We start from the raw sequence: 399 nt of genomic DNA, 5'->3' as shown, positions 1-399 counted from the left end.
TGTTAAGTTCGCAAATAAATCTCCGCTTACTGGGGTGTCTTCATTGGTGCTGACTGTTTCATTATCATCGCTGATTGCATCCGTTACTGGAGTTACCGTAATATCTAATACAGAACTGTCCGTATCTGTGGCATCATTATCATCTACTAGGTCATAACCTACTGTTGGTACGGGTCCATTATAACCAGGTGCTGGAGTGAAAGTATAGGTACCATCTGCATTGACCGTGATATCGCCGATTGGATTGTTTGAACTGTCCGTAATGGCTGTTGGAGTTCCTAAAACTAAGGTGTCTGGGTTGCCATCGCCATCCGTATCTACCGTTGCTCCGGTGATTGTATGATCGACACTATCTGCATCTGTTAAGTTCGCAAATAAATCTCCGCTTACTGGGGTATC

At 44.1% G+C, this 399-nt stretch carries 1 protein-coding gene; it reads right to left on the bottom strand.

What is annotated here, in order from left to right:
• A partial coding sequence (locus tag Q0842_RS16095; RefSeq protein ID WP_298500520.1) for an Ig-like domain-containing protein occupies window positions 1-399 on the bottom strand: 399 nt, incomplete at both ends.

It is taken from the genome of uncultured Algibacter sp. (genome assembly GCF_947495675.1).
In the GTDB taxonomy this organism is placed as follows: Bacteria; Bacteroidota; Bacteroidia; order Flavobacteriales; family Flavobacteriaceae; genus Algibacter_B.
The sequence above is the reverse complement of the archived record's forward strand: the minus strand, read 5'-3'. Positions and strand labels throughout refer to the sequence as shown.